21 protein-coding genes are annotated in these 23,209 nt (G+C 72.4%); 5 read left to right on the top strand and 16 right to left on the bottom strand.

Annotation, left to right across the window (positions count from 1 at the left end; genetic code table 11):
- Positions 1–18 precede the first annotated feature (18 nt).
- From dut to ACBI99_RS09715, 3 genes are read right to left on the bottom strand one after another with little or no spacing between them, the layout of a single operon-like run.
- Positions 19–459, bottom strand: a complete 441-nt coding sequence (dut, locus tag ACBI99_RS09725; RefSeq protein WP_375072128.1) for a dUTP diphosphatase — start codon at positions 457–459, stop codon at positions 19–21.
- Positions 456–1,010 (bottom strand): PaaI family thioesterase, encoded by a 555-nt coding sequence (locus ACBI99_RS09720; protein ID WP_219507752.1) that lies wholly within the window; start codon positions 1,008–1,010, stop codon positions 456–458. Before ACBI99_RS09720 ends, dut begins: the two co-directional genes overlap by 4 nt.
- Before the next feature lie 11 nt (positions 1,011–1,021).
- Complete coding sequence (locus ACBI99_RS09715) at positions 1,022–2,224, bottom strand: AI-2E family transporter (RefSeq protein ID WP_219507751.1); 1,203 nt, start codon at positions 2,222–2,224, stop codon at positions 1,022–1,024.
- A gap of 90 nt (positions 2,225–2,314) precedes the next feature.
- Between ACBI99_RS09715 and ACBI99_RS09710 the strand changes: the two genes are divergently transcribed.
- The gene (locus ACBI99_RS09710; protein ID WP_375072127.1) at positions 2,315–4,528 is read left to right on the top strand and encodes a DUF6351 family protein; all 2,214 of its coding nucleotides are present in this window, start codon (positions 2,315–2,317) and stop codon (positions 4,526–4,528) included.
- Between the two features lie 7 nt (positions 4,529–4,535).
- Here the strand turns inward: ACBI99_RS09710 and valS are convergent, their stop codons facing one another.
- Positions 4,536–7,037: a valine--tRNA ligase gene (gene valS / locus ACBI99_RS09705; RefSeq protein ID WP_219507748.1), complete on the bottom strand. Its 2,502-nt coding sequence runs from the start codon at positions 7,035–7,037 to the stop codon at positions 4,536–4,538.
- Positions 7,038–7,146: 109 nt separating this feature from the next.
- Here valS and ACBI99_RS09700 point away from each other — a divergent pair, with 109 nt between their 5' ends.
- The gene (locus ACBI99_RS09700; protein WP_219507747.1) at positions 7,147–7,431 is read left to right on the top strand and encodes a DUF4235 domain-containing protein; all 285 of its coding nucleotides are present in this window, start codon (positions 7,147–7,149) and stop codon (positions 7,429–7,431) included.
- Here ACBI99_RS09700 and ACBI99_RS09695 read toward each other — a convergent pair.
- The 5 genes from ACBI99_RS09695 to paaN are packed head-to-tail and all read right to left on the bottom strand — an operon-like array spanning position 7,364 to position 13,770.
- Positions 7,364–8,797, bottom strand: coding sequence for a trehalose-6-phosphate synthase (locus ACBI99_RS09695; RefSeq protein WP_219507746.1), 1,434 nt, complete (start codon positions 8,795–8,797; stop codon positions 7,364–7,366). The genes ACBI99_RS09700 and ACBI99_RS09695 overlap by 68 nt on opposite strands.
- 21 nt (positions 8,798–8,818) lie before the next feature.
- On the bottom strand, positions 8,819–10,351 hold the full coding sequence (locus ACBI99_RS09690; RefSeq protein WP_375072126.1) for an FAD-dependent monooxygenase: 1,533 nt from the start codon (positions 10,349–10,351) through the stop codon (positions 8,819–8,821).
- A 13-nt stretch (positions 10,352–10,364) separates the two neighbouring features.
- Positions 10,365–11,324 (bottom strand): MBL fold metallo-hydrolase, encoded by a 960-nt coding sequence (locus ACBI99_RS09685; protein WP_219507817.1) that lies wholly within the window; start codon positions 11,322–11,324, stop codon positions 10,365–10,367.
- On the bottom strand, positions 11,321–12,130 hold the full coding sequence (locus ACBI99_RS09680; protein ID WP_219507744.1) for a 3-hydroxyacyl-CoA dehydrogenase family protein: 810 nt from the start codon (positions 12,128–12,130) through the stop codon (positions 11,321–11,323). Before ACBI99_RS09680 ends, ACBI99_RS09685 begins: the two co-directional genes overlap by 4 nt.
- The gene (paaN, locus tag ACBI99_RS09675) at positions 12,127–13,770 is read right to left on the bottom strand and encodes a phenylacetic acid degradation protein PaaN (RefSeq protein ID WP_219507743.1); all 1,644 of its coding nucleotides are present in this window, start codon (positions 13,768–13,770) and stop codon (positions 12,127–12,129) included. The genes ACBI99_RS09680 and paaN overlap by 4 nt, the downstream gene beginning before the upstream one ends.
- 81 nt (positions 13,771–13,851) lie before the next feature.
- Here paaN and ACBI99_RS09670 point away from each other — a divergent pair, with 81 nt between their 5' ends.
- A complete protein-coding gene (locus ACBI99_RS09670; protein ID WP_357591568.1) occupies positions 13,852–14,433 on the top strand; it encodes a TetR/AcrR family transcriptional regulator in 582 nt (193 codons plus the stop codon).
- Here ACBI99_RS09670 and ACBI99_RS09665 read toward each other — a convergent pair.
- From ACBI99_RS09665 to ACBI99_RS09650, 4 genes are all read right to left on the bottom strand, one after another.
- On the bottom strand, positions 14,422–15,222 hold the full coding sequence (locus ACBI99_RS09665) for a hypothetical protein (protein WP_308125866.1): 801 nt from the start codon (positions 15,220–15,222) through the stop codon (positions 14,422–14,424). The two genes, ACBI99_RS09670 and ACBI99_RS09665, sit on opposite strands and share 12 nt — an antisense overlap.
- A gap of 15 nt (positions 15,223–15,237) precedes the next feature.
- Positions 15,238–15,537: a DUF4193 domain-containing protein gene (locus ACBI99_RS09660; protein WP_049570503.1), complete on the bottom strand. Its 300-nt coding sequence runs from the start codon at positions 15,535–15,537 to the stop codon at positions 15,238–15,240.
- A 282-nt stretch (positions 15,538–15,819) separates the two neighbouring features.
- Positions 15,820–17,088 (bottom strand): HAMP domain-containing sensor histidine kinase, encoded by a 1,269-nt coding sequence (locus ACBI99_RS09655; protein WP_219507813.1) that lies wholly within the window; start codon positions 17,086–17,088, stop codon positions 15,820–15,822.
- A gap of 38 nt (positions 17,089–17,126) precedes the next feature.
- Positions 17,127–17,780, bottom strand: a complete 654-nt coding sequence (locus tag ACBI99_RS09650) for a response regulator transcription factor (RefSeq protein ID WP_219507742.1) — start codon at positions 17,778–17,780, stop codon at positions 17,127–17,129.
- 199 nt (positions 17,781–17,979) lie between these two features.
- Here ACBI99_RS09650 and ACBI99_RS09645 point away from each other — a divergent pair, with 199 nt between their 5' ends.
- Positions 17,980–18,144 (top strand): hypothetical protein, encoded by a 165-nt coding sequence (locus ACBI99_RS09645; RefSeq protein WP_219507740.1) that lies wholly within the window; start codon positions 17,980–17,982, stop codon positions 18,142–18,144.
- Positions 18,145–18,225: 81 nt separating this feature from the next.
- Here ACBI99_RS09645 and ACBI99_RS09640 read toward each other — a convergent pair whose 3' ends face one another.
- Both ACBI99_RS09640 and ACBI99_RS09635 read right to left on the bottom strand, forming a co-directional pair.
- A complete protein-coding gene (locus ACBI99_RS09640; protein WP_219507739.1) occupies positions 18,226–19,023 on the bottom strand; it encodes an inositol monophosphatase family protein in 798 nt (265 codons plus the stop codon).
- A complete protein-coding gene (locus ACBI99_RS09635) occupies positions 19,023–21,026 on the bottom strand; it encodes a prolyl oligopeptidase family serine peptidase (protein WP_375072125.1) in 2,004 nt (667 codons plus the stop codon). Before ACBI99_RS09635 ends, ACBI99_RS09640 begins: the two co-directional genes overlap by 1 nt.
- Before the next feature lie 56 nt (positions 21,027–21,082).
- Here ACBI99_RS09635 and ACBI99_RS09630 point away from each other — a divergent pair, with 56 nt between their 5' ends.
- Positions 21,083–22,030: a ferrochelatase gene (locus ACBI99_RS09630; protein WP_219507737.1), complete on the top strand. Its 948-nt coding sequence runs from the start codon at positions 21,083–21,085 to the stop codon at positions 22,028–22,030.
- Here ACBI99_RS09630 and ACBI99_RS09625 read toward each other — a convergent pair.
- Positions 22,021–23,178: a lytic transglycosylase domain-containing protein gene (locus tag ACBI99_RS09625; RefSeq protein WP_375072124.1), complete on the bottom strand. Its 1,158-nt coding sequence runs from the start codon at positions 23,176–23,178 to the stop codon at positions 22,021–22,023. The genes ACBI99_RS09630 and ACBI99_RS09625 overlap by 10 nt on opposite strands.
- Positions 23,179–23,209: the final 31 nt, after the last annotated feature.

Genomic DNA, 23,209 nt, shown 5'->3' with positions numbered 1-23,209 from the left:
TGATCTTGTCAGTGTCTTTCAGCGTCCGGTCGAACCGTGCCCGCCGGCGCCCCGAGCGGACTCCGGCAGGCTGTCCACCTCGCGGAAGGCCGCCCGCTCCACCCGCTGGAAGACGAGCTGGGCCAGCCGGTCGCCGCGGCGCAGGCGGAACGGCTCCTTCGCGTCGGTGTTGATCAGCGTGACCTTGACCTCACCCCGGTAGCCGGCGTCGACCGTGCCGGGCGCGTTCACCATCGTGATGCCGTGCCTGGCGGCCAGGCCGGAGCGGGGGTGGACGAAGGCCGCGTAGCCGTCGGGCAGCGCAATCGCCACGCCGGTGCGGATGACGGCCCGCTCCCCCGGCAGCAGCTCGGCGTCCTCGGCGGAGTAGAGGTCGGCGCCCGCGTCGCCGGGGTGGGCGTAGCGGGGCACCGGCAGCTCGGGGTCGAGGCGCTGGATGAGGACCTCCACCTCGGTCACGGGTTCACCTCGTAGTCCTGGTGCTCGGCGGCGATGGCCGCGAGGTCGCCGTGCTCGGCGAAGTGCGCCATGTCCACCTCGATGAACAGCGCCGCCGCGCGGACGGCGACCGGGCCGTCGGGGGCGCCCATGCGCCCCTCCGCCTCAAGGTACGCCTTGCGGCCCGAGATCCCGTTGCACCAGGCACGCAGGTGGAGTGTCGTGCCCACGGGAACGGGGAGGAGGTAGTCGGTCTCCAGCCGTCCCGTGACATAGGGCTTGTGGAACAGCCAGACGGACATTCCGATGACCTCGTCCATGGCGGCGGCGAGCACGCCGCCGTGCGCGAGCCGGGGCGCGCCCTGGTGCGCCTCCCCCACGGTGAACTCGGCCTCGACGGTGTTGCCGTCCGGGGTGACGGCGTTGATGTGCAGGCCGGTGGGGTGGTCGGCGCCGCAGCCGAAGCAGCGGCTGTAGTGGGAGCCGAGGGCGGCGCCGGGGCCGGGCGCGCCGGGGTGCGCCTTGGGCGGCTCGGCGCCGGGCGGCGGGGTGGTAACGGTGGAACGGGTCACGGGTGACGAGGCTACTCCGTGTCGGCACCGGCCCGGGTCGCGGCGGGGGAACGTCCCTGTTCCGGGGGATCATCCGTGGTCCCGTCCGTGGGCCCGTCCTGCGGTCCGTCCGGCGGGCCTGTCCCGGCGTCGCCCGCCGGGCGGGGCGGGGGCGGCAGCGAGGGCGGGTCGGAGCGCAGCTCGGGCAGTGCGCGGTAGATGACCGCCGCGATCGGCACCGCGACGACCGCGCCCGCGATGCCCGCCAGGATGCCGCCCACGGACAGCACGAGAATGATCGCCAGCGGGTGGAACCGCAGCGCCCGGCCGACGATCAGCGGCTGCAGCACGTGGTTCTCCAGCTGCTGCTCGATGACCAGGATGCCGACGAAGATGAGCGCGTAGACGATGCCCTTGGCGCCCAGCGTGACCAGGGTGGCGACGGTGCCGGCGAAGAAGATGCCGACGATCGGGATGAAGCTGGCGAAGAAGATGAGCACGGCCAGCGGCGCCCACAGCGGCACCCCCATGCCGGCCAGCACGATGCCCATGACGACGCCGTGCACGGCGGCCACCAGGACGCTGCCCTGCACGTAGTGCGACAGCGTGGTCCACGCGGCCCGCCCGGCCCGGTCGACGCGCGGCGACATCCCGCCGAACCCCTTGAGGAACCACGACCAGATCCGTTCGCCGTCCTTGAGCAGGAAGAACGTCACGAACAGCAGCAGCACGATGGAGGCGAGCACCTCGACGGCCACCGCCCCGGCGGACAGCACGGTGCCGGTGATGGCGTCGCGCTGGGCGTTGATCATCTTGACGACTTCGGCGACGTACGCGCTGATCTGCGCCTGCTCCAGGTGCAGCGGCCCGGTGGTGAGCCACTGCTGCACGTCGGCGACGGTGGCCTCGACCTGCTTGACCAGGTTGGGGAATTCCTCGGTGGCGCGCACGCCGACCAGCCAGCCGGTGCCCACCAGCACGGCCAGCGCGGCGAGCATGGTGAGCCAGGTGGCCCAGATGGGCCGCAGCCCGGCCTCGCGCAGGCTGCGGGTCAGCGGGAAGAGCAGCGCGGTCAGCAGCAGCGCGATCGCGACGGGCAGCGCCACGAAGCTGAGCCGGGCGATCACCTGGACGAAGAAGTAGACGACCACGCCGACGAGGACCAGGCACAGGCACCACGCGGCCATGCGGGCGAGCACGGGGGGCACGAGTTTGGTGGGTCGGTCGGTCAGCACGTTTCAAGACTGGCACGCCGGAGCCGAGGATGCGCGCGGTTAAAAGTTCGGGCCTGGGCAAGGCGGGGCCGCCGTGTCACCGTCATGGTCATGAATCCAGTCGGGGTCGTGCGGCCGGTCCGGGTCATGAGGGCGGGCGGGGTCGTGAAGGCGGGCGCGATCACGCTCGCGGTCGTCCTGGGGCTCACGGCGGTCCCGGCCTCCCCGGCGCAGGCGGGCGGGGGCGGGGTCTCGGTGGAGGTGCTCTCCAGCCGGGCCGACCAGGTCAGCGGCGGTGACGCCCTGGTCCGGGTACGGGTGCCGCGCGGCGAGCGGCCGCGGGTGCTGCGTGACGGCGCCGACGTCAGCGCGGCCTTCCGGGCCGACCCGGGCGGGCGCACGTACACGGGCCTGGTGACGGGGCTGGCGGCCGGGACGGGCACGATCACCGCGTACGCGGGCCGGCACCGTGACTCGCTGCGGGTGCGCAACCACCCGATCTCCGGCCCGATCTTCTCCGGCGAGCACCAGTACCCGTTCGTGTGCAAGACGGAGCGGAGCGGGCTCGGCCCGCCCGTGGCCGACAACCGGGACGGTCAGGGCATGCGGGTGGCGGGCGGCTGGAGCCGCGACTGCTTCGCGCCCCCGGTCACCGACCGCCTCTACCGCTCGACCGGCGGCGCGTTCAAGCCGATGCCGCCGCAGGGCCGCCCGGCGGACCTGGCGACGACCACGACGCTGGACGGCCGGACGGTCGACTTCGTGGTGCGGCGCGAGCGCGGCGTGATCAACCGGTTCGTCTACTCGATCGCGGCGCTGGAGGACGGCTACACCGGCCGGGCGGTCTACCAGTTCGACGGCGGCGTGGCGATCGGCCACGACCAGGGCACGCTCGGCTCCGGGGCGCTGGACCCGTACGGGCTGGGCAAGGGGTACGCGATCCTGCACTCGTCGGGCACCCGCACCTCGACCCACTACAACCTGATCCTGGGCGGCGAGACGGCGCTCATGGTCAAGGAGCGCTTCGTCGAGACGTACGGGGTGCCGCTGTACACGGTGGGCGTGGGCGGCTCGGGCGGCGGCATCCAGCAGTACATCTACGGGCAGAACCACGGCAACCGGATCATCGACGCGGCCATCGCGCAGTATTCCTATCCGGACATGGTCACCCAGACCATCCACGTGGGCGACTGCGAGCTGCTCGAACGGTACATGGACGGCAACCCGCGCTGGGCCCGCTGGGAGGACCGCACCGCGCTCATCGGCATGAACGCGAGCGACACGGTGGTGAACCCGTTCACCGGCAAGCCCGGCTCGGACGAGTGCGTGACCGGCTGGCGCGGCCTGACCCCGCTGGCCATGAACCCGCGGTGGACCGACGACGACGCTCCGGAATGGGAGCGGACGGACCCGCCGGGCGTCAAGGAGAGCGTCCAGTGGACGCACTGGGACGACCTGCGCAAGGTGTACGGGGTGGACGCCGCCGGGTACGCCCGCTCGGCGTGGGGCAACGTGGGCGTCCAGTACGGGCTGAAGGCGCTCACGGACGGCGTGATCACGCCCGCGGAGTTCCTGGACGTGAACGCGAAGGCGGGCTCGTGGAAGGAGCAGGCCGACATGGTGCAGGAGGGGTGCCCGTTCACCCCGCCGGCCTGCCCCGGCGACGTCGACCTGTGGAGCGCGCGCAACATGAACCTGGGCGACCCGGCGCCGCGCCGCGCGCCCGACCCGGTGGCGGTCAGGAACGTGCTGCGCAGCGGCCTGGTGTTCGGCGGCGACATCGACATCCCGGTGATCGACTGGCGGCCGTACCTGGAGGAGCGGCTGAACATGCACAACGCCCACCAGTCGTTCGCCACGCGCAAGCGCATGCTGGACCACGACGGCCGGGCGGGCAACCAGGTCATCTGGTTCACCGACGCCCGGCCCGAGCCGCGCTCCGACGCGACGCCCGAGGCGCTGGCCGTGATGGAGGAGTGGCTGACCGCGATCCGGGAGCGGCCGTGGCGCGGCGTGACGGGCAACAGGCCCGCCGGGGCGGTGGACCGCTGCTTCGCCGTGGACGGCACGCAGATCGCGGCCGGGCCGCACGTGTGGGACGGCGTCCTGGACCGGCGGGAGCCGGGGGCGTGCACGAAGGCGTTCCCGCTCTACTCGACCTCCCGCGTGGTGGCGGGCGGGCCGATCGAGGGCGGCGTCTACGCGTGCCGGCTCCAGCCGGTGTCGAGGGCGATCGCCCGCGGCCTCTACGGCGCGTGGACGCCCTCGGCGGCCGAACGCGCCCGCCTGGAGCAGATCTTCCCGACGGGCGTGTGCGACTACTGAACAGCGACTACGGGACGGCGGCTACGGCCGGGGAGCCGAGCAGGACCTCGACGGTGTGGCTCTCACCCTGCTCCAGGACGAACTCCTCGACCGCGCCCGCCCCGCACAGGTCGTCCTGGGCGAGCCGGATGAGGGCGGCCTGCGGCGAGGTGACGGTGAGCCGGGACACCTCGGCCCGCATCGACGCCTTGGCCTCGGACTTGGCCTTGCGGACCTGGCGCAGCACCTGGGAGGCGGCCTCCAGCACAGCGGGGTCGCCGCCCGGCTGCCCCGCCTCGGGCCAGGCGGCCCGGTGGACCGAGCCGTCACGCCACCACGACCACACCTCCTCGGTGACGAACGGCAGGAACGGCGCGAACAGCCGCAGCAGCACGTCGAGCGCCTGCCGCAGCGCCTCGTGCGCCGACGCCGCCGCCGCGCCTTCCTCGTACGCCCTGGCCTTGACCAGCTCCAGGTAGTCGTCGCAGAACGTCCAGAAGAACCGCTCGACGGCCTCCAGCGCCCGCGTGTGCTCGTAGGCGGTGAACGCCTCAGTGGCCTCGCGGACGGTGGCGGACAGGGCGGCGAGCATCGACAGGTCGAGCGGCTCGGTGATCTCGCCGCCGCCCTCGCCGAGCCCGAGCACGAACTTGGACGCGTTGAGGATCTTGATGGCCAGCCGCCGGCCGATCTTGAGCTGCCCGGCGTCGAACGCGGTGTCGACGCCGTAGCGGCCGCCCGCCGCCCAGTAGCGGACCGCGTCGGAGCCGTGCTGCTCCAGCAGGTCCATCGGGGTGACCACGTTGCCCTTGGACTTGGACATCTTCTTACGGTCGGGGTCGAGGATCCAGCCGGAGATCGCCACGTCGCTCCACGGCGTGCTGCCGAACTCCAGGTGGGAGCGGACCACGGTGGCGAACAGCCAGGTGCGGATGATCTCGTGCGACTGCGGGCGCAGGTCGGCCGGGAAGACCCGCCGGAACAGGTCGTCGTCGGTCTCCCAGCGGCCCGCGATCTGCGGCGTGAGCGACGAGGTGGCCCAGGTGTCCATCACGTCGGGGTCGGCCATGAACCCGCCGGGCACGCCGCGCTGGTCCTCGGTGTAGCCCGGCGGGGTGTCGGACGACGGGTCGATCGGCAGCGACTCCTCGGGCGGCGTGATCGGCTCGTCGTAGACGGGCTGCCCGGCCTCGTCGAGCCGGTACCACACCGGGAACGGCACGCCGAAGAAGCGCTGCCGGGAGATCAGCCAGTCGCCGGACAGGCCCTGCACCCAGTTGTCGTAGCGGACCCGCATGTGCGGCGGGTGCCACTCCAGCTCGCGCCCGCGCTCCAGCAGCCGCTCGCGCAGCGCCTCGTCGCGCCCGCCGTTGCGGATGTACCACTGCCGGGTGGTGACGATCTCCAGCGGCTTGTCGCCGCGCTCGTAGAACTTCACCGTGCGCTGCACCGGGCGCGGGTCGCCGTCGAGGTCGCCGGACTCGCGCAGCAGCTCCACGATCCGCTCGCGGGCGCTGTGGACGGTCTTGCCGGCCAGCTCCTTGTACGGGCCGGGCTCGACGCCCTCCGGGGGCTCGGGCAGCAACCGGCCGTCCCAGCCGATGACCGGGCGGGTCTCCAGGTTGAGCTCGCGCCACCAGGTCACGTCGGTGATGTCGCCGAACGTGCAGATCATCGCGATGCCGGAGCCCTTGTCCGGCTCGGCCAGGTGGTGGGCCAGGATCGGCACCTCGACGCCGAACAGCGGCGACAGCGCCGACGTGCCGAACAGCGGCTGGTAGCGCTCGTCGTCGGGGTGGGCGACCAGCGCCACGCAGGCGGGGATCAGCTCGGGCCGGGTCGTCTCGATCCAGACCGGGCCCTTCTCGCCGTAGAAGGAGATCCGGTGGAAGGCGCCGGGCCACTCCCGGTCCTCCAGCTCGGCCTGGGCGACGGCGGTGCGGTAGCTGACGTCCCACAGGGTGGGCGCCTCGGCCAGGTAGGCCTCGCCGCGCGCCAGGTTGCGCAGGAACGCCCGCTGCGACACGCGCCGCGAGTCGTCGCCGATCGTGGTGTAGAGCAGCGACCAGTCGACCGACAGGCCGACGCGCCGCCACACCTCCTCGAACGCCTGCTCGTCGATCTCGGTCAGCTTGTGGCACAGCTCCACGAAGTTGCGCCGCGAGATGGAGATCTCCCGCTTGCCCGGCTTGTCCGGCGGAGTGAAGCCGGGGTCGTAGGGCAGGGACGGGTCGCAGCGCACGCCGTAGACGTTCTGCACCCGCCGTTCGGTCGGCAGGCCGTTGTCGTCCCAGCCGATGGGGTAGAACACCGACTTGCCCAGCATGCGCTGGTGACGGGCCATGATGTCGGCGTGGGTGTAGGAGAAGACGTGACCGACGTGCAGCGAGCCGGAGACGGTGGGCGGCGGCGTGTCGATCGCGTAGACCCGCTCACGCGGGCTCGTGCGGTCGAAGCGGTAGGTGCCCTGCTCGTCCCAGCGGGCTACCCATACCTGCTCCAAGCCGTCGAGAGTCGGTTTCTCGGGCATGAGGGCATGGCGTAGTCGCTGCTGAGTCATGCCTCCTTATGGTACGGCTTGGCGGGCGCAGAAGCGGTAGAGACTAGTGTTCGTTACAAAGGGGAAGGGAGAAGGTCGGATGGCTGATGACAAGCCCGATGTCGCCTGGCGGGTGGTCGGCGGTCTGGTGGGGCTGGTGACCGCGTGGGCGGCCAGGAAGCTCCTCGGCTACGCCTGGGTCAAGGCGACGGGCAAGGAGCCTCCTGTCGATCCCGACTCGCCCGAGGTCAACATGGGTGAGGCGATCGGCTACGCGGTCGTGATGGGCGTGGGCATGTCGGTGGCGCAGATCGTGGTCAACCGGACCGCCAAGAAGCGCTATGACTCGTGGCGGGCTCTGAAGCAGGCGTCTCCAAAGCTGTGAGAAACTCGCTGGCCCAGCGGTCCACGTCGTAGGTGGCGACCCGGCGGCGCATCGTGCGCATGCGCCGGGCCAGCTCGTGCGGCGTGGCCCGCATCGCGGCCAGCATCTGGCGCTTGACGTCCTCGACGTCGTACGGGTTGACCAGGTAGGACTGGCGCAGCTCGTCGGCCGCCCCGGCGAACTCGCTGAGCACCAGCGCGCCGCTCAGGTCGTGGTGGCAGGCGACGTACTCCTTGGCCACCAGGTTCATCCCGTCGCGCAGCGGCGTGACCACCATGACGTCGGCGGCCAGGTAGAGCGCGGCCAGCTCCTGCTTGCCGTAGGACTGGTGGAAGTACTGGATCGGCTGGCCGCCGAAGACCGCGTTCTCCCCGTTGATCCGGCCCACCTGCAGCTCGATGTCGTCGCGCAGCCGCCTGTACTCCTCGACCCGTTCGCGGCTCGGGGTGGCGATCTGCACGAACGTCGCCTCGCCGGGGGCGATGCGGCCGTCCTTGAGCAGCTCGCCGAACGCCTCCAGGCGCTGGCCGATGCCCTTGGTGTAGTCGAGCCGGTCCACGCCCAGCAGCACGTGCTCGGGGTCGCCCAGCTCGGCCCTGATCTCCTTGGCCCGGGAGATGATGTTCGGCTCGCGGACGAGGGAGTCAAGCTCGCCGAAGTCGACGGAGATCGGGAACGCCTGCGTGGTGACGACCCGGTCCTCCAGGAAGATCTCGTTCCCCTTGTACGGGACGCCGAGCAGCCGGCGGCACAGGCGGCGGAAGTTGGAGGCGCCGCCGGGCAGCTGGAAGCCGACCAGGTCGGCGCCGAGCAGCCCTTCGACGAGCTCCCTGCGCCACGGCAGCCGCCAGAACAGCTCGACCGGCGGGAACGGGATGTGCAGGAAGAACCCGATGCGCAGGTCGGGCCGGAGCTTGCGCAGCATGGCGGGCACGAGCTGGAGCTGGTAGTCCTGCACCCAGACGACGGCGCCCTCCTCGGCTGCCTCGGCCGCGGCGGCGGCGAAGCGCTCGTTGACGGCGCGGTAGGTCTCCCACATGGGCCGCTCGAAGATCGGCGGCGCGACCACGTCGTGGTAGAGCGGCCAGAGCGTGGCGTTGGAGAAGCCCTCGTAGTAGAGCTCGACCTCCTCGGCCGACAGCGGCACCGGGATCAGGCTCATGCCGTCCTGCTCGAAGGGTTCCAGCTCCTCGTCGGCCGCGCCGTGCCAGCCGAGCCAGGCGCCGTGGCGGCGCTGCATGACCGGCGCGATGGCGGTGACCAGCCCGCCGGGGCTTCTGCGCCACGAGGCCGTTCCGTCCGGGTCGACGGTCCGGTCCACCGGCAACCGGTTCGCGACGATCAGAAACGAACTACGGCCAACCACCCGAGATCTCCTCCCAAAGGCTCATTGGTACGCGAGACGCGACGCGCGTCTCACGGCGTCCGCCACCGTCTCGGGCCCCGCGTGGGGGATGATCGCGGCGATGTGGGCATCCGGCCTGATCAGCCATGCTTCGCCAGGTCCAGCGCCGAGCCTCTCAGCGAGCGTGCCGGTCCCGTCCATCTCCGCGAGCTCGCGTACGGCGAGCGGCGCCAAGGTGACCTTGCCCAAGACCTGGGCAAACAAACCCGAATCGCACATTTCACCCAGGAGTACCAGGAATCCATCGCGGCAGTGCTCGCGCAGGCGTCCCCCGGGCAGCGGCACGTCCGGCACGATCACTCCCGGCGCGGGCTCGCACGGCGATCCCCTGGGTGGCCGGCCCCGGAACGGACGGGTGGGCTCGGGCGTGGTGAGCGGCGAGTCCACGTACCAGAACGGCTCGGCGAACCGGCCGGAGTCGACCTGCTCGGGCCGCCCGCTGGCGAGCGCCGCGCGCCGCCGGGCCCGCTCCTCCTCGGTGCGGGGCGCCAGGAAGCGCATGGTGGCGCCGGTCACCTCCAGGTTCTCCAGCGCCGCCGCGTGCCGCTCGGCGTGGTAGCTCTCCAGCAGTTCCTCCGGCGCCCACCCGTGGAGGACGAAGGCCAGCTTCCAGGCCGCGTTCTCGGCGTCGGGCACGCCCGAGTTGAGGCCGCGCGCCCCGAACGGCGCCACCAGGTGCGCGCAGTCGCCCGCGAGCAGCACCCGCCCGGCCCGCATCCGGGAGGCCACCCGCGCGTGGAAGCGGTAGGTCGACTGCCACAGCAGCTCGTGGTCGCGCCCGCCGATCACCTGCCGGATCCGCCTGTCCACCTCCTCCGCGGACGGAACGTGGTCCGGCGGGATCTGCCAGTCGATCCGGTACGACGACCCCGGGCACGGATGGACGAGCACCTGCCGACCCGGGTTCCACTCGGGGTCGAAGTGGAAGCGGCGCTCGTGCTCCCAGCCCGGCAGGTCGGCCCGGATGTCGCAGATGAGGAACTGGTCGCCGAACGTCTCCCCCTCGAACGTGACGCCGAGCGCCCGCCGCAGCTCCTGCGCCCGCGCCCCCGCGCACACGACCGCGTACGGGGCGCGCAGGACGCGCTCGCCGCACCGCACGGTGACGCCGCCACTGTCCTGCTCGATCCCGGTCACCCGGTGGCCCCAGCGCACCTCGATCAGCGGCTGCGCGGCGATGGCCTCGTCGAGGATCTCCTCGGTGCGGGCCTGGGAGATGTTCACGCACGGCGGCAGCGGGCCCTGGCCGCCGAACGTCCAGGAGAACAGCTCCTCGCCCCGGTAGTAGGTGCGGGCGGTGGTCCACGCCAGTCCCTCCTCGGCGATGCGCCCGGCGCCCGCGGCGGCCCAGATGTCGAGCACGTCACGCTGCTGGCAGATGGACCTCGACCCGGTGGCGTCGCGCCGCTCGCGCTGGTCGAGCACGAGCACCGGCACGCCCCAGCGGGCCAGCAGCAGCGCCGCGCTCTGCCCGACCGGGCCCGCGCCGACGACGATGACCTGCGGCTCGGCCAACGAGAGGCTCCCTTCAGGACTGCAACTGGGCCCAGACCTGCCGGTCGCGCTCGGCGGTCCACACGCGCGGGCGCGTCACGCCGTCCAGCTCGTCCCACAGCCGGGAGACGTTGAACGGCAGGCAGTGCTCGAAGATCGGCCAGGAGCCGTAGCGGGGGGCGAGCGCCCGGTGCACGGCCTCGAAGGCGTCCTTGAGCGTGCCGCCGCGCTCGCGGACCCGCCCGGTCTCGGCGAGCATGACGGCCAGGAAGTCGCGGGTCTGCCCGATCGCCGCGTCCACCTCGGCCTTGCCGCGCGCCACCGCTCCCCTGCCGCCGACCAGCGTCGTCGCGCCGAACGAGGCGACCCGGTCCAGCGTCGGCCCGGCCCAGTCGCGGTGGAAGGCGTCGCCGGTGTAGAGGGCGGCCTGCGACTCGACCAGGTCGCCGGCGAACAGCACGCCCTGCCGGGGCAGCCACGCCACCAGGTCGCCCTCGGTGTGGCCGCGCCCGCAGTAGTGCAGCTCCACCCGGCCCCGGTCGCCGCCGAGCTCGATCGTCATCCGGTCGCCGAACGTCACCGTGGGCCTGGTCAGGCCGGGGATCGACGCCGGGTCCTTGAACAGCCGGGGCATCCGCCCGTACTCGCTGGCCCAGTCCTGCTCGCCGCGCTCCTCGATCAGCTCGGCGGTCTTCTCGTGGGCCACGATCGCGTCGGCGCCGAACGCCGAGGCGCCCAGCACCCGGACCGCGTGGTAGTGCGACAGGACCAGGTAGCGCACCGGCTTGTCGGTGCGCTCGCGCAGCAGGGCGAGCCATTCGCGGGCCGCCACGGGGGTCGCCATGGCCTCGAAGCAGACCAGGAAGTCCTCGCCCTCGACGGCGCCGACGTTGGGGTCGCCCTCGGCGGTGAGCGCGTGGACGCCGCCGCCCAGGTCCTCGAAGCTGCGCTGCTTGTCCTCCAGGTCCGCCGAGGAGGCGAACGGTCTGCTCACCACGTGTAGAACCCCTTCCCGCTCTTGCGCCCGAGCCTGCCCTCGGCGACCATCTCGCGCAGCAGCCGGGGCGGTTCGAAGCGCGGGCCCAGCCGGGCGTGCAGGTAGTCGGCGATGGCCAGCCGCACGTCCAGGCCCACCAGGTCGCCGAGCTTGAGCGGCCCCATCGGGTGGTTGTAGCCGAGCGTCATGGCGGTGTCGATGTCCTCGGCCGAGGCGACGCCCTCCTCGACCATGCGGATGGCCTCCAGGCCGAGCAGCACGCCCAGCCGGCTGGTGGCGAAGCCGGGCGAGTCGTTGACGACGACGCTCGTCTTGCCCAGCCGCTCGGCGCAGGCGCGGGCCAGGTCGAGGGCGGCGGGCTCGGTGGCGGCGGTGACGACGATCTCCACCAGCCGCTGCACCGGCACCGGGTTGAAGAAGTGCAGGCCGAGGAAGCGGCCGGGCCGCTCCAGCCCGGCCGACAGCTCGGTGACCGACAGCGAGCTGGTGTTGGTGGCCAGCACCGCGCCGGGCCCCAGCCGTGACTCGGCCTCGCCCAGCACTACGGCCTTGAGCGCCGGGTCCTCCGGCACGGCCTCGACGACGAGGTCGGCGTCGGCCGGGACCGGCCCGAAGGCCAGCCGCTCCAGCGCCCGCGCCCGGCTGCCGCCGCCGCGCGACTCGGCCACGCCGAGCCCGTGGACGATCCGCTCGCGGGCGGCGTCGGCCTGCGGCTCCTGCACGGTGACGGTGTCGCCGGCGGCCAAGAACACCTGCGCGATCCCGGCCCCCATGCGGCCGCCGCCGATGACGCCGATCCTCATGAGGCGGGGCGGCGCGACTGGACGACGTGGAAGCGGCCGGCGACGTAGCCGGGGTCGGTGAGCGAGGCGGTGGCGGCCGGGTTGGCGCCGCTGCCGTGGTAGTCGGAGAAGGCGGCCGACTGGTTGACGAACACGCCGCCGGTGAGGTTGCACGACAGGTTGACGCCCGCGTCGAGCGCGGCCCGCTCGGCCTGCTCCAGCACGTCCTCCGAGGTGGAGTAGACCGACGCGGTGAGCGCGCCGCGCTCGGCGATCGTGCGGCGCAGCAGGTCGAGGCTCGCGGCGGTGGAGTCGGTCGGGACGACGAACGAGATCGGCCCGAAGTGCTCGCGCCCGAAGACGTCGGCCCGCTCGGGCCCGACGCGGACGATCGCCGGGGTGCGCACCACCGCGTCGGGGAACGCAGGATGCTTGATCGCCCGCGACGCGAGGACCGGCTCGCCCAGCTCCGGCGCCTGCTCGACCCTGGCCAGCACGTCCGGGTTGACGATCGCGCCGGTCAGCTCGACGGCCTTGGCGTCGTCGCCGAGCAGCCGGTCGACCGCCGCGGCCAGGCCCCGGGCGACCTCGTCGAAGCTCTTGTGCCCCTCGTCGGTGTCGATGCCGCCGGCGGGGACCAGGATGTTCTGCGGCGCGGTGCACATCTGCCCGCTGTAGAGCGACAGCGAGAACGCGAGGTTGGCGAGCATGCCGCGCCAGGAGCCGGTCGAGTCGACGACGACGGTGTTGACCCCGGCCTTCTCCGTGTGGACGAGCGCCTGCCCGGCGTTGCGCTCCAGCCAGTCGCCGAACTCGGTGGAGCCGGTGAAGTCGACCACCCGCACCCGGGGATCGGTGGCCAGCTCGACGGCCAGGCCCCTGCCCTCCTCGACGGCGAGCTGCACCAGGGCCGGGTCGAAGCCCGCCTCGGCCAGCACCTCGCGGGCCACGCCCACGCTGATGGCCAGCGGCAGGATCGCCCGGGGGTGCGGCTTGACGACGACGGGGTTGCCGGTGACCAGCGAGGCGAACAGCCCCGGGTAGGCGTTCCAGGTCGGGAACGTGTTGCAGCCGATGACCAGCGCGACCCCGCGCGGCACCACGGTGAACCGCTTGTCCATCACGACCGGCTCGCCCTTGCCCGGCTTCTCCCAGCGGGCCGTGGCGGCCGACGCCGTCATGGCGGCGTAGCCGTACGCGATCGCCTCCAGCGCGCGGTCCTGCGCGTGCGGGCCGCCCGCCTGGAAGGCCATCACGAACGCCTGCCCGGTCGTGTGCTGCACCGCGTGGGCCAGCTCGAAGCTGCGCTCGTTGATCCGGCGGACGATCTCCACGCAGGCCAGCGCGCGGGCCTCGGGGCCGGCGTCGCGCCAGGCGGGCATGGCCGCCCGCGCGGCGTCGAGCAGTTCGCCGGCGGGCGTGCGCGGGTAGGTGACACCCAGGTCGATCCCGTACGGCGAGCGCTCGGCGCCGATCCGCTCGCCGGGCTGCTCCAGCGGGAACGGCTTGCCGAGCAGGCTGTCGAACGCCTCCTTGCCCCGCTCGGCCGCGCCCTCGCCGTAGACGCGGGGGCTCGGCGACTCGGGGTAGGCGCTCCAGTAGGCGCGCCGGGCGACGGCGGTCAGGGCCTGGTCCAGGGTTTCGCGGTTGCGTTCGAACATCGTTGTTCACCCTCTTGACAGGGAACGACCGGACGGTTGAGTGTTTACCGAACATTCGGTCAGTTGACAAGGAAGACTTGCGTGGAACGCGAACGCAAACGCGGACATGACCCGGAGTCCGTGCTCGCCGTGGCCGTGCGCGTCTTCAACGAGCGCGGCTACGACGGGACCAGCATGGAGGACCTGGCCAGGGCGCTCGGCGTCACCAAGTCCGCCATCTACTACCACGTGCCGGGCAAGGAGCAGCTTCTCGCGCGGGCGCTCGACCGGGCGCTCGACGGGCTTACCGCGCTGGTCGCCGACGAGCGCGCCGCCTCGGGCCCGGCGATCGAGCGGCTGGAGCGGGTGGTGCGGCAGAGCGTGCGCATCCTGGTGGAGCGGCTGCCGTACGTGACGCTGCTGCTGCGGGTGCGCGGCAACAGCGCGACCGAGCAGCGGGCGCTGGAGCGGCGGCGGGAGTTCGACGCGTTCGTGAGCCACCTGGTCAAGGAGGCGGCGGCCGAGGGGAGCATCCGGCCGGACCTCGATCCGGCGCTGGTGACGCGGCTGCTGTTCGGCGCGGTCAACTCGATCACCGAGTGGTACCGGCCGGGGCGCGGCGGCTCGCCAGGCGAGCTGGCCGACGCGCTGGTCGCGATGACGTTCGGCGGGCTACGGGTTTAGCTCGGGACGCTCCCCCGGCGGCAGCGGGCTCTTGATCCGCAGGTCGTTGCGGATGGCCTCGCCGAGCTTCTTGGTGGCCATCCGGTTGAGCGCTCCCCCGGCCACGGCGCCGGTCAGGAACGGGCCCAGCGTGGTCAGGTGGCGGCCCAGCGTGCGCATCAGCCGGTTGCGCAGCGCGGTCTTGGTCGCCGCGCCGAGCGCGAGCGTCACCGAGGCGGGCGCCAGCGGGTCGACGCCGCGCTGCTTGGCCCAGGCGGCGGTGAACGCCACCGCGCGCTGGGCGCCGGTGCCCTGCACGCGCACGCCGTAGACCTCGTGCAGCTCGGCCAGGAGCTTGACCTCGATGGCGGCCACGACGATGGTCTCGGCGACGAGCTGGGCGGGAGCGGAGAGGAGGAGGGGTGGGGCGGCGAACTCCGCCGCGGCGAGCGCCCCGCCGATGGCCCCGACGGTCATCGTGGCCTTCTGCGCGGTGCGGACGAGGTCGTCGGCGAGCTCCTCGCCAGTCAGCCCCTGGTGGTGCTCGGACAGCGTGTGCAGGTCCCTGATGGGGATGCGGGGGGCGATGTTGAGGAAGACGTCGGCCAGCCAGCGACCGCGGCCCGCGCCGCTCTTCCTGGCCTTGCTCGCGCCCGTGGACAGGGCACGGGCTAGTCGGCCGAGCAGCCTGCGCCGCTCGGCCGGCTCGAGCTCACCGGGTGCGGTGAGCCTGCCCACGAGCTCGCCGACCTCCGACTCGGAGGCGGCGACCTCGTCGCCTGGTTGTTGATCCTTTTCAGGTGCGGCCACGCGGTTGCCTCCTTATCAGGCGGCGCACTCCCGGCAGACCTGCTGACCGTTCTTCTCGGAGGCCAGCTGGCTGCGGTGGTGCACGAGGAAGCAGCGCGCGCAGGTGAACTCGTCGGCCTGGCGCGGGATCACGCGCAGGCTGAGCTCCTCGTTCGACAGGTCGGCGCCGGGCAGTTCGAGCGACTCGGCCAGATCGGTCTCGTCGATGTCGATGCTGCCGGACGACTTGTCGGTGCGCCGCGCCTGAAGCTCCTGGAGACTGTCCTCCCCAAGATCGTCGTCTGTCTTGCGCGGGCTGTCGTAGTCGGTAGCCATGATTACTCCATCCCCCTCATCAAATATGTCGTCGCGCTCGTCGCGCGTCTTCTAACGTCCGGGAGGCCCGTCTTGTGCCCGTTCCGCCGGGGAGATTTCCCATCGGTACCCCGCGGGAACGGACGGCGAACCTCCCAACACGCCAGGGCGTGACGCGTCCGGCAATGGTTAGCCAAATATGGCCGAACCCACAGCCTTGGCGTCATGCCCCACCGTGTTCGACGGCACATCCAACCACATGTGCGACGCGAACGAGACGCCCCGTGCAGGGCAACACGCCGATCAACGTCTTGGAAGCCTCATGGTGACCACAAGACCTCCGCCCTCCCGTGGGACGGCGTTGACGTTGCCGCCGTGCGCCTGCACCACGGCGCGGACGATGGACAGCCCAAGGCCCGCTCCCTTGGCCGAATCCACCCGATCGGCATTGAGCCTCCTGAACGGTTCGAACAGGCTGTTCACCTCGTACGCCGGGACGTGCTGCCCAGTGTTGGCCACCTGAACAACCAAGGCACCGTCCACCATTCCCGTCCGGATCCAGACTTTTCCGTTTTCGGGAATGTTGTACTTGACCGCGTTCTCAAGGAGGTTGCTGATCGAGCGTTCCAGCAGAACCGGGTCGCCCACGGTAGGCGCGCTGACCAGTTCGGTGGTGAATGTCACCCCGTGCTGCTCGGCGAACGGCAGCACCTGGTCGACCGCCGTCTGGGCGACCTCCCGGACGTCCAGGGGCTTGCGCACCGCCAGCTCGCGCTCGCTCCTGGCCAGCAGCAGCAGGCCCTCGATCAGCTTCTCGTTGCGGGCGTTGACCTCCAGGAGGGTACGGCCCAGCGCCTTGAGGTCCTCCGACGCCTCGGGGTCCGACAGGGCGATCTCCAGGACCGTCCGGTTGATGGTCAGCGGCGTGCGCAGCTCGTGGGAGGCGTTGGCGACGAACCGGCGCTGGGCGTCGAAGGCGACGTTGAGCCGGGTGAGCATGTCGTCGAAGGTGTCGGCCAGCTCCTTGAGCTCGTCGTCCGGCCCCTTGAGGTCGATGCGCTGGTGGGCCAGCGTGCTCTCCGACAGCTTGCGCGCCGAGGCGGTCATCTGCGCCACGGGCCGCATCGCCCGGTCGGCGACGAAGTAGCCGATGATGAGCGCCAGGATGCCGACTCCGGCCAGCGCCATGAACGAGCTCTGCACCAGCGCGTCCCGCGCCCTGGCCACCGCGTCAAGCCTCGCCGCGTCCCAGATCGCCTGCGTCTGCTGCTCCTGGGCCTGGCTCAGCCAGCCGCCGGTGTCGAGGGTCGGCCAGGCGTCGTCTATCGCGTTGCCCACGATGGCGTACACCGAGAACAGCAGCACGGCGGCGGCGGCGAAGACGAGCGCGCTGTAGGTGATCGTCAGTCGCCAGCGGATGCTGACCCTGCCGGGAAGCTCCTTCACACGCTCCATGGTGGAGCGCGAGGACGGCGGCGACGACGGCGGGGGCGGACCGTCCCAGGCGGGCGGCCCCTGAGGAGGCGGCGCCTGCGGGCGCACCCCCTTCCGCTCCGAGTGCGGGCTGATCATCGGATGCGTCGGCGCCGACGCACGGTCCGGCCGTTCCGTCACAACTTGTACCCAACTCCAGGCACAGTCTCGATCACCTGAGGCTCGCCCAGCTTCTTGCGCAACGTCATCATGGTCACCCGCACCACGTTGGTGAACGGGTCGATGTTCTCGTCCCAGGCCTTGTCGAGCAGGTCCTCCTGGCTGACCACGGCGCCCTCGGCGCGCATGAGCTCCTCCAGGACGGCGAACTCCTTCTTGGTGAGCACGATCTCCTTGCCCTCGCGCTCCACCAGCCGCTTGCCCGGGTCGAGCCGGATCCCGGCGCGCTCCAGCACCGGCGGCAGCGCCGGGGCCGAGCGGCGGCCCAGGGCACGTACCCGGGCGACCAGCTCGATGAACACGAACGGCTTGGCCAGGTAGTCGTCGGCGCCCAGGCCGAGGCCCTCGACCTTGTCGTCCACGTCGCCCGAGGCGGTCAGCATGAGGATGCGCGAGGCGGTGCGCTGCTCGACCAGGCGGCGGCACACCTCGTCCCCGTGCACGACCGGCAGGTCACGGTCCAGGACGATCACGTCGTAGTCGATGTAGGAGGTGCGCTCCAGCGCGCCGCCGCCGTCGTAGGCGACGTCGACGGCCATGGCCTCGCGTCGCAGCCCTGTCGCGATCGCGTCGGCGAGCACCCGCTCGTCCTCGACCACCAGCACTCGCACCCTGGTACACCTCTTCCCGATCGTGGTGCCTCATTCTGCCCACAGCCTCGATAAGCGCACGGTAAGGCATGTGCGGGCCCGCCAGGACAGCGGTGACACAAGCGACAGTCAATTTCATGTTTCGGGACCGCGGATGCCTGGGTACACCAGCCAAACACCTTTCGCCCCCACGAGAACGGACCCCGAGAGAGCAGGTGAGATGGGCGAGTTCACGACCACGATCGAAAGCCGCCTGAACCAGGCTTACCAGGGCCTGCGCGAAGCCAGGAGCTCCGGCGACGACTACCTCGCCGACACGCTCACCGCCGAGATCGAAGACCTGCGCCGCCTGGCCGACGATCACGGCGTCCCGCTGCCCCGCTGAACCACCGACGGCCGGAGCCCCGGGCAAGGGGCTCCGGCCGTCGCATGCTCGGCACCGGTCGGTCGCGGGTCAGCCGCAGGGTCAGTCGCGCTCGGGGTGCAGCGGCGCGAGCAGGTCGTGCAGCTCCTCGAAGAGCCCCGGTGCGGCGCTGAGCGTGAGGTCGATGTTGGCCGGCCGGCCGCGCAGCCCGCCGACCCTGGCCCCGGCCTCGGCCGCCACCAGGCCCGCCGCGGCGTGGTCCCAGTAGTTGACGCCGCGCTCGAAGTAGGCGTCCACCCGGCCGCTCGCGACCGAGCAGAGGTCGACCGCGCACGAGCCGCCGCGCCGGATGTCGCGCACCTGGGGCAGCACGGCCGTCAGCGCCGCGGCCTGCTCCGCCCGGCGCGCCGCGTCGTAGCCGAACCCGGTGGCCACCAGGGCCTGCCCGAGCGGCGCCGCAGGGTTGACGCGCAGCCGCTCGCCGCCCAGCCACGCGCCCTCGCCGAGCGCCGCAGTGAACACCTCGCCGCGCGGCGCGACGTTCACCACGCCCGCGACGATCCGGCCGCCGGCCTCGACCGCGATGGACACGGCCCAGTCCGGCAGGCCGTACAGGAAGTTGACGGTGCCGTCGATGGGGTCGACGACCCAGCGCACGCCGGAGCCGTCGCCGCCCTCCTCGCCGCCCTCCTCCCCCAGGACGCGGTCGTCCGGCCGGGCGGCCCGGATGCGCTCGCGGATGAGCTCCTCCGAGGCCCGGTCGAGCGCGGTGACCACGTCGGTGGGGCTGGACTTGGTCTGGACCGCGCCCGGCTCGACGGACATCGTGGGCCGTTTGGCCAGCAGCATGTCGCCGGCCTCGCGGGCGATGTCCTCGGCCAGGCGCAGGAAGTCCGTCATCACGCCACCGAGTCCGGGCGCTTCCACTCCTGGCCGAGCACGTGCTGGGCGAGGAAGGCCAGGACCGTCTCGTACCAGGCGACGGCGTTGCCGGGCTTGAGGATCCAGTGGTTCTCGTCGGGGAAGTAGAGGAACTTCGACTCGACCTCCGAGCGGCGCAGGTCCCACCACAGGCGCAGCGCCTCGCCGATCGGCACCCGGTAGTCCTTGTCGCCGTGGATGACGAGCATCGGGGTGCTGATCTTGTCGAGCGCGCGGTGCGGGGAGAGCCGGGCGTAGCGGTCGGAGCCGGGCGCGCCGAACTCGCGCTGCCAGTAGGCGGAGGCGTCGGTGGTGCCGGCGAACTGGTCGAGGTTCCACAGGGAGGCGTGCGTGACGATGGCGCGGTAGCGGTCGCTGTGGCCGGCGATCCAGTTGGCCATGTAGCCGCCGAACGAGCCGCCCATCGCGCCGATGCGCTCGGCGTCGATGTCGTCCCTGGCCAGGGCCACGTCCACGATCACGTCGAGGTCGGCCTGGGTGCGCGGGCCCCAGTCGCCCCAGCCTCGGTCGATCATGTCCTGACCGTATCCGGTGGACAGGCACGGGTCCGGCATCAACACGGCGTATCCGTGCTCGGCCATGATCCACGACTGCCAGCGCCACTGCCAGTCGTTCCAGGAGGCGACGGGGCCGCCGTGGATCCACAGCAGGAACGGCGCGGGCGACTCGGCCGAGGCGCCTTCCGGCAGGACGAGCCAGCCGCGGATCTCGGCACCGTCGTCGGCGGTGGCGGTGATCTCGGTGAGCGTGCCGCGTACCTCCGGGCGCGGGACGGGCGAGAGCAGGTCGGTGACCTCGCCGGTGCCGGCGTCGACGCGGGCCGGGGCGGGCGCGAGGGCGATGCCGCTGCGCAGCGCGTACACGGTCCCGCCGTCGGGCGAGACGTTGAGCCCGAGGTAGGAGGCGTCGTCCTGGGTGACGCGGACGGCCTCGCCGCCGCCGGGGGTGACGCGGAAGACCGGGCGGCGGCCGCGGAAGTCGGCGACCAGGTAGACGGCCGAGGAGTCGGGCGCCCAGGCCACGTCCATCGGGAACAGGTCGCCGGCGTGCGGGCCGCCCTCGCCGGTGGCCACGTCGGCGATCCACAGCTCGACCCGGGCCGAGACGTCCAGGTCGGTGTGGCGCTCGCGCGAGCACGCCAGCCTGGTCCCGTCGGGCGAGACGGCCAGCGGGCCGCCGAAGTCGTGACCCTCCTCGCTGAGGAGCGTGCGCCGCTCGCCGGTGGCCACGTCGACGGCCACCAGGTCGATCCGGCTCTGCCCGGCCGACAGCGGGACGCGCCAGGTGGTGATCACCGTGCGGCCGTCGGGGGTGAGCTCGAAGGCGGCGTCGCGCAGCGCCTCGCCGGGCTCGGGGGTCAGCTCGCGCACGTCCTCCAGGCGGTCGGCGCCGAGCCTGCCGGTGAACAGCCGGGTGCGGCCGGGGCCGAGGTCGTGGTCCCAGTAGCGCACCGGGTAGCCCTCGTGCAGGATGGCGCTGATCCCGGCGTCCTTGCGCGCCTTGCGCCGCTCCTCCTCGTCCGCCTCGTCGCCGTCGAGCACGTCGGAGGCGAACACCACCACGTCGCCGGCGGTGCGGACGGCGCCGATGCCGCCGGGGCGGCTCGCCACCTGGCGGGCCTCGCCGCCCTGGCGCGGCAGCAGCCACAGGGCGGGCGTCTCGTCCCCGTCGTCCTTGGCGGTGGGGTCGGGGCGGGCCGAGGTGAACAGGAGGTCCCCGGAGGCGGTGAAGACCGCCTGGGTCTCGCCCTTGGCCGACCTGGTCAGCCGGTACGGCTCGCTGCCGGGCCCACTGTCGGGCTCGCCGTCCGGCGTGACGGCCCACAGGGCGGTCCCGTACGACTTGCCGTCGGGGTTGAGCGACTGCACGGCCGACACGAGACGGGAGCCGTCGGGTGAGAGCTTCAGGGAGAGAACTCGGGGGATCGCGACATAATCGCGAATGTCGTGAAATGCGGTCACCCATCCGAACCTACCTCGTGAGAGGACCACGGGCACGCGCGCATAAGGTTGCTCACGTGGGAGATTACGACGCGCTGCTGGTGCTGTCGTTCGGCGGTCCCGAGGGCCCCGACGACGTGCTGCCCTTCCTGGAGAACGTGGTGCGGGGCCGCGGGGTGCCCCGGGAGCGGCTGATGGAGGTCGCCGAGCACTACCAGAGCTTCGGCGGCGTCAGCCCGATCAATCAGCAGTGCCGCGACCTGGTCGAGGCCCTGCGCCCGATCGCCGGCGTGCCGGTTTACTGGGGCAACCGCAACTGGCACCCGTTCGGCGAGGAGACCGTCAAGCGGATGGCCGGCGACGGGGTGCGCAGGGCGGCGGTCTTCGCCACCTCCGCCTACGCCGGCTATTCGAGCTGCCGCCAGTACTACGAGGACATCGCCCGCATCTCCTTCGAGGGCGGCCCCGAGCTGGTCAAGATGCGCCACTTCGGCGACCATCCGTCGTTCGTCGAGGCGATGGCCGACCACACCCGGCAGGCGCTGGAGCGGCTGGGCCGCGACGACGCCCGGCTGGTGTTCACCGCCCACAGCATCCCGGTCACGATGGCCGAGACCGCGGGCCCGGCGGGCGGCCTGTACGAGACGCAGCTGCGCCGCACGGCCCGGCTCGTCAGCGAGGCGCTCGGCCGCGACGAGCCCTGGGACCTGGTGTGGCAGTCGCGCAGCGGCCCGCCGCAGGTGCCGTGGCTGGAGCCGGACGTCTGCGACCACCTGCGTCAGGTCGACGCGGGCTCGGTGGTGCTGGTGCCGATCGGGTTCGTCTCCGACCACATGGAGGTCGTCTACGACCTCGACACCGAGGCCCGTCAGGTGGCCGCCGAGATCGGGCTGCCGATGGAGCGGGCGGCGACCGCGGGCACCCATCCGGCGTTCGTGCGGATGGTGCGCGAGCTGATGGACGAGCCCGAGCCGGTCGCCTGCGCGCTGACCTGCTGCCCGGCCCCGCGCCGCCGTCAGGCGTAGGCGCGGGCGTAGGCCTCGGCGATGCTCAGGACCTTGTTCACGTAGTCCCACGAGTGGTTGTAGTGCCACACGGCCTTGCGCAGCTTCTCGCCGCCCTGGCCGGCGCCCGTCTTGCACAGGTAATTCGCCGCGCCCGGCACCGCGTCGTACGGGCTCCAGATGTCGCGCTCGCCGTCCCCGTCGCCGTCGACCCCGTACGCCTTCCAGGTGGCGGGCATGAACTGCATCGGCCCGAGCGCGCCCGCGCTGGACGGGCCGTTGTTGCGCCCGTGCCCGCTCTCCACCTGCCCGATCGCGGCCAGCACGGTCCACGACAGGCCGGGGCAGCGGGTCGCCGACTGCTTGTACAGCTCCAGGTAGCTGCCGGGCCGGGCGGCCGTGGCCGTGGCGGGCTGCTCGCGCTTGGCCTCGGTACGCCGCGCGGCGCCCAGCATGACGACCTGGCTGCCCTTGCCGAGCACCTTGCGCACGCCCTTCTCGCTGATGCCGCCCTCCTTGCCGTGCAGCAGCACCGCCACGCCCTGCGCCATGCCGAGGGTGCGGCCCAGGTCGGCGCCGACCAGGCCGTCGACGCCGGTCAGCCCGAGCGGGGCCGACGCGCCCACGCGCAGCCTCGGCCCGCCGTCCACCTGGTAGTACGCGCCCAGCGTCAGGCCGTACTTGCGCATGGCCGCCGAGTCGGCGACGACCTCGCCCCGGGCCAGCGCGCTCCACACGCCGGGCTGGTCGGCGACGACCTTGGGGGTCCAGGAGCGGAAGTCGGCGGGGTCGACGGCGAGCAGGTTCAGCCCGGTGCCCGACACCTTGACCGAGCCGGCGTCGACCACGAGGGCCTTCTGCACGTGCTTGAGCGCGGCGAGCCGGTGGCGGGCCTGCTGGGGCACGGTGCCGGGGGCGATGGCGAGCACCTGGGGCGGGGTGGGCGTGACACCGGCGCCGCCCTGGCCGAAGTCCTTGACAGGGGCCGTCGTGGGAACGAGCTTGTCGAGCGCGGGGGTCTCCCGCCGCACGGTCCGGGGCGGCGGCGCCGTCGTCGTCTCGAACGGGTCCTCGCCCAGGAGCAGCACGACGCCCGCGGCCGCGAGCGTGACGGTGAGCACCGCGGCGACCATGAGCAGTGCGCCGCGCAAAGAGGGAAGACCGGACACGCGGCACACGTTAACCCACGTGCCGGAAATA

It is taken from the genome of Nonomuraea sp. ATR24, assembly GCF_041950485.1.
Taxonomy (GTDB): Bacteria; Actinomycetota; Actinomycetes; order Streptosporangiales; family Streptosporangiaceae; genus Nonomuraea; species Nonomuraea ceibae.
Note: the sequence above shows the minus strand (reverse complement) of the source record. Positions and strands in the feature narration are given on the sequence as shown.

What these genes read in the sequence shown, in the direction of transcription:
- ACBI99_RS09710 (WP_375072127.1), top strand. Translation starts at nt 2,315, where the DNA reads ATGAATCCAGTCGGGGTCGTGCGGCCGGTCCGGGTCATGAGGGCGGGC.
- valS (WP_219507748.1), bottom strand. Translation starts at nt 7,037, where the DNA reads ATGCCCGAGAAACCGACTCTCGACGGCTTGGAGCAGGTATGGGTAGCC.
- ACBI99_RS09700 (WP_219507747.1), top strand. Translation starts at nt 7,147, where the DNA reads ATGGCTGATGACAAGCCCGATGTCGCCTGGCGGGTGGTCGGCGGTCTG.
- ACBI99_RS09680 (WP_219507744.1), bottom strand. Translation starts at nt 12,130, where the DNA reads ATGAGGATCGGCGTCATCGGCGGCGGCCGCATGGGGGCCGGGATCGCG.
- paaN (WP_219507743.1), bottom strand. Translation starts at nt 13,770, where the DNA reads ATGTTCGAACGCAACCGCGAAACCCTGGACCAGGCCCTGACCGCCGTC.
- ACBI99_RS09660 (WP_049570503.1), bottom strand. Translation starts at nt 15,537, where the DNA reads ATGGCTACCGACTACGACAGCCCGCGCAAGACAGACGACGATCTTGGG.
- ACBI99_RS09655 (WP_219507813.1), bottom strand. Translation starts at nt 17,088, where the DNA reads ATGATCAGCCCGCACTCGGAGCGGAAGGGGGTGCGCCCGCAGGCGCCG.
- ACBI99_RS09645 (WP_219507740.1), top strand. Translation starts at nt 17,980, where the DNA reads ATGGGCGAGTTCACGACCACGATCGAAAGCCGCCTGAACCAGGCTTAC.
- ACBI99_RS09640 (WP_219507739.1), bottom strand. Translation starts at nt 19,023, where the DNA reads ATGACGGACTTCCTGCGCCTGGCCGAGGACATCGCCCGCGAGGCCGGC.